This is a genomic window from Cytobacillus kochii (genome assembly GCF_020171845.1).
In the GTDB taxonomy this organism is placed as follows: domain Bacteria; phylum Bacillota; class Bacilli; order Bacillales; family Cytobacillaceae; genus Cytobacillus; species Cytobacillus kochii.
The window spans coordinates 510,452-520,308 of the sequence record NZ_JAIVAM010000004.1; the positions used below are offsets into that span (position 1 = coordinate 510,452).

The window sequence follows — 9,857 nt, forward strand, 5'->3', positions numbered from 1 at the left end:
TCCCACGTTCGTTACCCTTCCGATAAATTTAACTGCTCACCCTTTTTAAATGCCACCATTGTTATCATCAAAATAATCATAAAGTACGAACAGCATTTATTGCCTATAAGCATTTCATTGTACTCTTCCATTAAAAAAGCGGACAAATTCCACCATTGAAATTTGTCCGCTTTGCGGCTGCTCTGACGATCTTTTCTGTTCTTCTTTATTTTATTGTTTATTTACGATGCATTTTAAATTCAAGAAACAGTTCGTTATAATAAGCAAGCATTTGTTTACCTAGGTTCTCGTATACTTCTAACTTAGCTGTTTGCTCTTCATCCGGATAGAAACGCTCATCACTCGTTGTTTCCTCATCCATATGAGGAAGAGCTGCTTTATTCGGTGTTGAGTAACCTACATATTCAGCGTTTTGCGCAGCAACTTTCGGATCTAGCATAAAATTAATAAATTGATGAGCCGCTTCTTTATTTTTTGTTGTCTTTGGGATGACCATGTTGTCAAACCAAAGATTCGATCCTTCTTCAGGAACCGTATATTCCAGTGATTCATTTTCCCACATCGCATCTTGGGCAGTTCCAGACCATAAAACAGCAACGGCCGCTTCATTATTTTGCATTAATAATTTAATTTCATCACCAACGATGGCTTTAATATTTGGTGTTAATGTATCCAGTTTATTCTTCGCTTCCAGTAATCTTGCTTTATCTGTTTCGTTTAATGAATACTCGAGACTATTCAGTCCAAAACCTATGACCTCTCTCGCTCCATCAACGAGTAATACATCATTTTTCAAGCTTGGATGCCAAAGATCGTCCCATTGTTTAAAATCAATTTCATCACTTACTTTATCAGGATGATATAGAATACCTACTGTTCCCCAAAAATAAGGAATAGAATATTCATTGTTCTCATCAAAAGCTAAATTAAGAAAACGTGGATCAATATTTTTCAAATTCGGCAGTTGTGAATGTTCAATGGGGAGAAGTAAATCTTCCTGTTTCATTTTATCAATCATGTATTCTGAAGGTACCGCTATATCGTATGAAGTCCCACCTTGCTCGATTTTTGTTAACATGGCTTCATTTGAATCAAAGGTTTCGTATATTACTTTGATACCTGTTTCATCTTCAAATTGGTCTAATAATTCAGGGTCTATATAATCTCCCCAGTTATAAACAGTAATCGTGTTCTCGCCTGTATATCCTTGTGCAGTATTTAAGCGGTGAACGATATACAACAAGACAAAAGAAACAATTAATACAAGTGACAAAGCACGTATGAGGTTTTTCATTTTCTAACCCCCATTCGACCTATCTTGCTCGTTTTCTTTGTTATAAAGTAATAACCAACAACTAAAAGCATGGTGAATAAAAATAACAATGCTGATAAGGCGTTAATACTTAGAGAAACCCCTTGTCTCGCCAACGCATAAATTTCTACAGAAAGAGTTGAGAATCCATTACCGGTCACAAAAAAGGTGACAGCAAAATCATCCAAAGAATAAGTAAGTGCCATGAAGAAACCAGCAAATATACCAGGGGTAATATAAGGTAATACAACCTTTGTTAACACATCTAATCGACTTGCACCTAAATCCAGTGCCGCATATATGATACTCGTACTCATTTCTTCTAACTTAGGTAATACCATTAGGACAACAATTGGTACACTAAAGGCAATATGTGCCAACAAGACGGAAATGAAGCCAAGCTTTATACCTATCATTGTGAAAAAAATGAGAAAAGATGCGCCGATAATGACATCTGGACTAACAATTAAAACATTATTTAACGACAATAAAGTATTTTTTGTTCTTCTTCTTCTTGCATAATAAATGGCCATAGCGCCAGCTACCCCTAAAACTGTTGATATTGCTGATGAAAGCAAGGCAACAATAATTGTATTTAATACTATAATGAGTAGCCTAGTGTCATTAAATATTTCTTTATACCAATCCAATGTAAACCCTTCAAAGTGATACATATCACCGCCACTATTGAAAGAATAAAAAATCAAATAAAAAATCGGTGCATATAAAACCATAAAAACAATGATTAAATAAAGAGAGGACCATTTAAATTTCTTCATCTCATTTCGCCTCTCTTTCTTCTACCAGTAAGAAGCATGATGACAACCATAAAGATAATTAAGAAAACAGCAATGGTTGCCCCCATTCCCCAATCTTGTGTCACGAGAAAATGTTGCTCAATAGCTGTTCCTAATGTAATCACTCGATTTCCTGCGATTAACCTTGTCAGCATGAACAAAGATAAGGCAGGGATGAATACGATTTGACATCCAGATTTCACCCCATCTAAAGTCAAAGGGAAAACGACACGAGAGAAGGTTCGCCAGCTTGAAGCACCTAAATCTTTTGAAGCATCAATAAAAGATGGGTTCAGTTCATCTAGTGCATTAAATATTGGTAAAATCATAAACGGTAAAAAGATATAAACAGAGACAAACACAAAACTAAAGTCTGTAAACAAAATTTGCTTTCCACCTACACCCATCACTTCAAGAAATTTATTCGCTGCTCCGTATGTGCCAAAAATACCAATAAATGCATAAGCCTTTAATAATAAATTGATCCATGAAGGAACGATAATAAGGAGTAACCATAGTTGTTTATGCTTTGTTTTTGTTAATAAATAAGCAGTTGGATAAGCGATTAATAACGTGAAAAATGTAATTAAAAACGCGTACCAAAAGGAGCTAAGTGTCATTTTTAAATAAACTGGTGTAAAGAATTTTTGGTAATTCTCTAACGAAAATTCACCTTCTATATTAAAAAAAGAATAATAAACGACTAGGACGATTGGTGTGATGACAAAAAGAGCAATCCATAAAACATAAGGAATTAAATAATAATTACGAGATTTAGCTTTCATAACTTCCCTCTTCATATGCTTCAAGACGCTTATCGAATTCCTCTTCTGTTTCACCAAGACGCATGACATGTATGTCTTCTGGCTCAAAGTTGAGACCAATTTCACTTCCGACAATTGCTTTTTTTGTCGAGTGAACGAGCCACTCATTGCCATCTTCATCATAACAACTTATCTCATAATGTACGCCTCTAAATAATTGTGAGTCTACTTTCACCTTTAACTTACCTACATTAGGGCTAGTAATTTCTAAATCTTCTGGGCGAATGACAATTTCGACCGTTTCATTTTGATTTAAACCGCCATCGACACAATCAAATGTTTTGCCTGTAAACTGAACGACATAATCTTCAACCATTACACCTTCAACAATATTAGATTCACCGATAAAGTCGGCAACAAAACGGTTAATCGGCTCATCATAAATATCATTAGGCGTACCACTTTGTTCTATTTTACCGTTATTCAGAACAAAAATTTCATCAGACATTGCTAATGCCTCTTCTTGATCATGTGTCACAAAAATAAAAGTGATGCCTAAATTTCTTTGTAATTCTCGCAATTCATATTGCATTTCTGTTCGCAACTTTAAATCTAATGCAGATAATGGTTCATCAAGAAGAATAAGCTCAGGTTCATTAACAATCGCTCGTGCAATCGCAACACGTTGCCTTTGCCCACCTGACATCTCTTTTATCTCTCTTTTTTCATATCCTTCTAAGTTCACAAATTTCAAAGCTTCTATCACTTTTTGGTTAATCATTTCAGATTTTAATTTTTTTATTCTAAGTCCAAATGCCACGTTTTCAAAGACATTTAAATGAGGAAAGAGTGCATAATCCTGAAAGACAGTATTCACTTGTCTTTTATTTGCAGGTACTTCGTTTACCTTTTTATTATTAAAATAAATATTACCTTTTGATGGCGAAATAAATCCGGCAATTAAGCGAAGTATGGTCGTTTTTCCGCATCCAGAAGGACCGAGCAAAGTATAGAATTTCCCACGCTCTATTTCAAATGAAACATCATTTAAGACAGCCGGGTCATTGTCATATTGCTTTGTTACGTTTTCAAAACGAATAATAGTTTGGTCTGACATTCCAATCTCCTTCTTCTATAAGATATTCCTTAGTAATTCTAGATTAAAAAAAACTGATAATCAATACACAATAATAAATATATATAGATATTTTTATCTGCGCATAATAATTGGAATAGCTGAAACAATAAGGAAAAAAACAGGTGAGTAATTTTGAATCAAAAACTAAGCTTTATTAGCATTGCCTATATTATGATTCTCGGCATCGGCTTGTTTGCTCATGTTGAAATTATTCCTGCTGTATTGTCTACTTCTAGACGCGATACATGGATCAGTATGTTACTTGCCATTATTCCTTTGATTCTATTCACCCCTCTTATTTATAAAGTGGGACAAACAGTTAAAGGAACACCATTTATTCGAATTATTAGTGAACAATTAGGGAGATTCAAATTCTATATTTTATTCTTCCCTTTACTCCTATATTTAATAATTTCTGCCTTTGTCTCTACAAAAGAAATTATCTATTGGTCACAGTTAAGTTTCATGCAGAATTTCTCCAGTATGATCATTGGTGGTGTACTATTAATTGCCTGCTTCTATTGTAGTTTTTCCGGTGTAGAATCAATGGCCATTATTAGCCGCTTGTTACTTCCAGTAGTCGTATTTTTAGGATTTTTTGTTTCTTTCGCCAATATGAAGAAAAAACATTATGAGTTGTTATTACCCATATTCCAAGAGGGTGTACTAGATATTCTAAAAGGGATGTTTTACACAAGCTTACCGATTATTGAGATTGCTTTTGTTTTATTTTTCCTACCCCATATGAAAGGAATGATTAAAATTAAACATTTAATCATTCTGGGTGTACTTATTATCGGATTAATGATTGGGCCGGCAATTGGAGCGATAGTGGAATTTGGTCCAAAATACGCTTCCGAATTTAGGTACCCAGCATTTGAAGAGTGGCGAATCATATCTATTGGAAGATATATTTCTCATACAGACTTTTTTGCAATTTTCCAATGGCTATCAGGTGCTACGATTCGAATTGGATTTTTTATCTACCTCACCTCTCAAATTCTTACAAAAGGGGAGAAAAACAGAACACCTATCTCTATCATCTTTATTTTGTTATTCATTGCAGTTGTTATGCCGTTAGACCAAGACCTATTTTATAATTTTGTTTTTCGTTATTTCTTACCCATATCAACGATTGTTCTACCTATTCAATTTATTATGGTTTCTATATATATCTTTAAGAATAAACAATTATTCCCAGGAGGTTAAAGAGCTTGTATGATCAATCCCTTTTTACAAAAGAAAAGTTAGCAGAAGTTTTTAATCATTCTGCAGATATACAGATCAAAAGCGTTCCTGTTCGGCATACTCCTAAGGGAGAGTTGATTATTATCTATTGTCGTCCCATTGTAAACATAAAGTTAGTCCACTCTCTTGTGATTCCTTTTTTAATGGATGAGGATAATGACAATGAAAAACTTTATAACTACATACAAAGTGATTACAGTTTAAAAGCTAAATTAACAAAAGAAGAATTAATAAATCAAGTATTTTGTGGTAAATTAGCTGTGATATCAAACTTCCGTGAACGTATTTATTATTATGATGTGAAAGATGAGCCCAATAGACAACCCGAAGAATCTGTTATTGAAGTATCAGTAACTGGGCCGAAAGACGGTTTTATCGAAAATATTGACACTAATCTTGGGCTTGTACGTAAAAGGTTAAAAACCCCCTCGTTCGTTAATGAAGAGTTTGTAATTGGGCGTCGGTCAAATACGAGGGTTGCACTTCTGTATATTAAAGATGTGATGAATGAACAAATAATTAACAATGTGCGAGAGAAACTAAATCACATTGATGTCGATATTTTGCAGAGTCGTGATGAATTAGAAGAGTTACTTGTGGATAATAAATTCTCCCTACTACCACTTACAAATTTCTCAGGTCGGCCTGATTTTGTTGTTGAATCACTCAATCAAGGAAGATTTTCGATTATTATTGATGGTGCCCCGACTGTGATTATCGCCCCCATCAACTTAAGCTTCCTTGTTAAAACAGCCGAAGATAGTAATATTAGCTTTTATTACTCCTCAGTAGAACGAATGATACGATTACTAAGCTTATTCCTGACCGTTTTTTTACCTGGATTTTATACGGCACTCGTTACCCATAATGTTGGGCAATTACCTTTGCCGTTAATTGCCACTATTACAGTTGCAAAGATGGGTTTACCGTTTTCCACACTGCTGGAAATGTTTACAATTTTTATTATGTTTGAGTTATTTAAAGAAGCGGGTGCAAGATTGCCTAAAGGAATTGGACAAACAGTTGCTGTTATAGGGGGCTTAATCATTGGTGATGCAGCGATCAGAGCCGGTATAACCTCGCCGACGCTACTCATTGTTGTAGGAATTACAGCCATCGCAGGGTTTACTCTCGTCAATGCCAGTCTTACGGGTAATGTCTTTTTCTTGAGAATGGCTGTTCTATTAATTAGTTATGCTTTTGGAATTTTTGGTTTTATTCTTTCATTAATTTGTGTATATATCCACTTATCTACACTCAAATCCTTTGGTATGCCTTTTTTAACCATAGCAAGGCAAAGAAAGTGGTCAGAAGAACTAAAAATGTTCATTACACTTCCTTTTAGCCTGCAGAAAAAGAGAAACCTATCTTACGGTGTTAAAGACAAAACACGAAAAAATAGTGACAATGATTAAAGAAGGTGTTCATTCACAAACATACTACTTGCCTGATTTTTAGTGGTTGCCAAAGTAGAGAAGTTCGGCTCCGCGCATACTTTAGAAATCGGGCCAGATTATCAAAGATTACAGTTTTTAAAATTAGCAAAATTAGGAAAAACTGCAACATTTGCGATTAATGCAGTAACAGTAGCGCCATCATTTATACAAAATGAGACTAAGAAAAAAGGAGTTTTAAACTCCTCAACTTTTAACTGAAATCCTTCATATATTCACTTTATTATATATTGATTTTTATTTACATTCTTCCGTTTACAATCAATGCGCGTGCCACTTGCGGAAACTCTTTAACTCATTATAGGGACCCTTCATTAATGCCTCTACTTGCTTATCTTTGGCGACATTAGGTACTTTTTTTCCTTTAACTTGCTTATAAATTGGGATTACAGAAGTAGCTCCTTCTTCAATAATCCATTGTTCTCCATCATATGTTAACTCAAGTTCTATTCTTCCTAAATGATTTCCCCAATGCCCCGCTTGAACAATGAATGGTGTTGTCTGAGATTGAAGCCATTCATTCGGTTTTTCTGGGAAAATATTATGACTATGTCCAAATAGAATCACATCAATATTCTCAATTGATTTTAATTCATTGACACTATTCCCTTCTTGCTCCGCAAGGCCCTTATCCGCATTCACACCCACATGAGCCAAAGCTATGATGATATCTGCTCCTTTTGCTTTCATTTGGGGAATATACTGATTGGCCGTTTCAGTAATTGTCCTCATTTTTAACTTTTGCTTAAAGTAATTACTATTCCAATCGGCGACAATGGGGGTTAAAAAACCAATCACTCCAATTTTAATTGCACGTTCATCCCCATTTGCATCGACCAATGTCCGATCAAGAATCACATATGGGTTCATATATGAAACATCATCAAAGATGTTTTTCGTCATATCCTCATTGTATATATTGCTACTTACAATTGGAAAAGTCACATCTCTTAAGCTTTCTGTTAAAAAGCCGATACCATAATTGAATTCATGATTTCCGAGTGTCATGGCATCATACCGTAGTGTATTCATGACATGAATAACCGGGTGAGTTTGTCCTAAATGCATCAATCTTGTTTGAAATATATAATCTGCAAATGCATTTCCTTCTAAGATATCACCAGTATCAAATAACAGGACATTTTTGTTTTTATTACGTTCACTTTTAATTAAGGTTGCGGTTCTAACGAGTCCAAAATCGCTAACAGATTCGCCTTCATCGTTTTCATCCATCATATGACCATGCATATCTGTTGTTTGTAGAATCCGTAATTTTACTGGAGCTGCTGATGTGGCATAAGCGCTAGGAAATAGCGATAAACCCAAGAGCCATCCAATGATAGGAAGTATAAAGAAAACGACAGTTATCTTTCGCATATGACTTTTCATCATTTCACCTCAACACATTTGATGAATTCTTATTTTGTCATGTCTTACTTAAAATCATTCGATGGAAAGTAGAATTGTCCTAAACCACTTTATTCCAATTAGTACATTTATGACACGTATTGTGCATATGTTAGAACAAGCTATTATATTTTTTTATCTAAAGAAAAATATATGAAATTAAAAAAAAGTAGGATAGAATAATAAATATAAGGAAATACTGAGAGGATGTAGGTTTTGTATAAGATATGTTTATCAATGATGTTCATTTGCTATATGTTCATTACGCCATTTTTAACTGAGGATATAAACGAGCATCGTTCTTTACATTATGATGATGATGTTCAAATAACGGCTACTTTTGCTACATTTAAAAGGCCTACAGAGATGGTTATACCAGAAGAAAATAATCCTATTGTACATAAAATCAATGATTTTGTTCGCTTAGAAGAACCCCATAGCATCATTCAGGAGAACCAACAATCAAAACAGGATCGATTTCAACTACCCGTCCAGTATCAATCCAGTTATTTATCTAATCTCCTTATATAAAAAGATGCTTTATTGTTGAAGATTTTATAGGGGGAATGTGAAAATGGAAAATTTCAAGAATTGGTTACAAAGTAGCGGGATTAAAAGAGTTATTATTTTTGCAATTCTCGTATTCGCTTTATTTTTAATGAGAAGTATGATTAATGTCATCCTTATTACGTTTATTATTTCCTTTCTAATGGACCGCTTAGTAAATCTTGTCTTGAAGAAAGTGAACATAAATCGAAAATTCACAGTAATCGGTCTTTACTTATTCATTATTGCGATATTTACTGTTGGAATCAGCAGATATTTACCAGTTATTATTTTTGAAATCTCGCAACTGATTGGACAAATGCAAAGTTTCTTTAGCCAAAAACATGACAATATTATCATGAACTATATTACAGAATTATATGAACGAAATGAAATATCATCTTATTTAGAACAAGGGGTAACCGTTCTACTTAAATACTTCTCTGATATAAGTTCATTTGGTATACAATTTTTGATTTCACTTATTTTAAGTATTTTCTTCGTTTTAGAGAAGCCGAAATTGATTGCCTTTACAAACAAATTCAAATATAGCAAAGTTGCACCATTTTATAATGAGATTGCTTACTTTGGTTCTAAGTTTGTTCAAACATTTGGCAAAGTAATTGAGGCACAATTTATTATTGCCCTTGTGAACTGTGCATTAACAACATTTGCACTATGGATAATGGATTTTCCCCATTTAATGGGATTATCTATTCTTATTTTCTTTTTAGGCTTAATACCAGTTGCGGGCGTGATTATATCATTGGTGCCATTAAGCTTAATCGGATATACGATTGGTGGATTCATGCTAGTCATTTATTTATTAGTCGTCATTATGATTATTCACGCAATCGAAGCATATATACTTAATCCAAAGCTAATGTCATCAAAAACCAATTTACCTGTCTTCTATACTTTTATCGTATTGATTTTCGGGGAACATTTCTTTGGCGTATGGGGACTTATTGTCGGTATACCAGTGTTCGTCTTCTTACTAGATGTATTAGATGTGAAAACGACAGGAAAAAAGTCGGTAAAAGTGTAAATATAAGATAAAAGCTGTGCATAATGTTAATGTCCCCTTTAAGTAGACATTCAAAAAAACCTTCATGTTACCATGAAGGAAAGAATGCTACTTGGAGGGGATTTTTCTATGGCAAAGAAAGGACAAACTTTTAATAGTTATTC

General features: G+C 34.0%; 9 protein-coding genes. 4 read left to right on the forward strand and 5 right to left on the reverse strand.

Annotated elements, in window-relative coordinates; all coding sequences use genetic code 11:
- Positions 1–217 precede the first annotated feature (217 nt).
- From LCM23_RS08965 to LCM23_RS08980, 4 genes are read right to left on the reverse strand one after another with little or no spacing between them, the layout of a single operon-like run.
- Entirely contained in the window at positions 218–1,294 is a 1,077-nt protein-coding gene (locus LCM23_RS08965; RefSeq protein WP_224936632.1) for an ABC transporter substrate-binding protein, read from the reverse strand.
- Positions 1,291–2,091 (reverse strand): ABC transporter permease, encoded by an 801-nt coding sequence (locus tag LCM23_RS08970; protein WP_224936633.1) that lies wholly within the window; start codon positions 2,089–2,091, stop codon positions 1,291–1,293. The genes LCM23_RS08965 and LCM23_RS08970 overlap by 4 nt, the downstream gene beginning before the upstream one ends.
- Entirely contained in the window at positions 2,088–2,894 is an 807-nt protein-coding gene (locus tag LCM23_RS08975) for an ABC transporter permease (protein ID WP_095373114.1), read from the reverse strand. Before LCM23_RS08975 ends, LCM23_RS08970 begins: the two co-directional genes overlap by 4 nt.
- Positions 2,884–3,990 carry an ABC transporter ATP-binding protein gene (locus tag LCM23_RS08980; protein WP_224936634.1) on the reverse strand — a complete coding sequence of 369 codons (1,107 nt, stop codon included), beginning with the start codon at positions 3,988–3,990 and terminating at the stop codon, positions 2,884–2,886. Before LCM23_RS08980 ends, LCM23_RS08975 begins: the two co-directional genes overlap by 11 nt.
- A gap of 153 nt (positions 3,991–4,143) precedes the next feature.
- Here LCM23_RS08980 and LCM23_RS08985 point away from each other — a divergent pair, with 153 nt between their 5' ends.
- Positions 4,144–5,220, forward strand: a complete 1,077-nt coding sequence (locus tag LCM23_RS08985; RefSeq protein ID WP_224936635.1) for an endospore germination permease — start codon at positions 4,144–4,146, stop codon at positions 5,218–5,220.
- Positions 5,221–5,225: 5 nt separating this feature from the next.
- Positions 5,226–6,674, forward strand: a complete 1,449-nt coding sequence (locus LCM23_RS08990; RefSeq protein ID WP_224936636.1) for a spore germination protein — start codon at positions 5,226–5,228, stop codon at positions 6,672–6,674.
- 300 nt (positions 6,675–6,974) lie between these two features.
- Here the strand turns inward: LCM23_RS08990 and LCM23_RS08995 are convergent, their stop codons facing one another.
- Positions 6,975–8,102: a metallophosphoesterase gene (locus LCM23_RS08995; RefSeq protein ID WP_224936637.1), complete on the reverse strand. Its 1,128-nt coding sequence runs from the start codon at positions 8,100–8,102 to the stop codon at positions 6,975–6,977.
- A 234-nt stretch (positions 8,103–8,336) separates the two neighbouring features.
- On the opposite strand from LCM23_RS08995, the gene LCM23_RS09000 reads away from it, so the two are divergent.
- Positions 8,337–8,651: a hypothetical protein gene (locus tag LCM23_RS09000; protein WP_224936638.1), complete on the forward strand. Its 315-nt coding sequence runs from the start codon at positions 8,337–8,339 to the stop codon at positions 8,649–8,651.
- Positions 8,652–8,694: 43 nt separating this feature from the next.
- Positions 8,695–9,714, forward strand: a complete 1,020-nt coding sequence (locus LCM23_RS09005; protein ID WP_224936639.1) for an AI-2E family transporter — start codon at positions 8,695–8,697, stop codon at positions 9,712–9,714.
- The last annotated feature ends 143 nt before the right edge of the window (positions 9,715–9,857 follow it).